We start from the raw sequence: 376 nt of genomic DNA on the forward strand, positions 1-376 counted from the left end.
TGCATATCGGCAAAATAATAAGCTCAAGCTTTATTTTGAACGTCCAACTGATAACTCGGTAATGCTGTTTAACTTCAGGAATATCATTCCGGATAGTTACAAGCATGACCTGACCTTTGGCGTGATGGATGACTACGACGGACTGATCTATGAATACACGGATCCGACCGACGATAGTCGTATCAATATCTATCTACCGGATAAAGGGGCCAAGAACCCCAAAGAGGTGAAATCTGTAGGTGTGCGTAACAAGTGGCAAGCTCATTTTAATGCGTACCGGCTTTGGAACAAGCTTCGCTTCCAGCGCAAATCCATTACCTTTGATGCGGCACCAGAATCAGAATTACTGGTTTTACGTGACCGGATTGCTGTAGCG

General features: G+C 44.7%; 1 pseudogene. It reads left to right on the forward strand.

From position 1 onward, the window contains the following. Positions 1 to 376 (forward strand): annotated as a pseudogene (locus R5R67_RS19615) (phage tail protein); the annotation flags it as partial.

It is taken from the genome of Acinetobacter sp. OYA S30, assembly GCF_033599315.1.
Lineage (GTDB): Bacteria > Pseudomonadota > Gammaproteobacteria > Pseudomonadales > Moraxellaceae > Acinetobacter > Acinetobacter baumannii.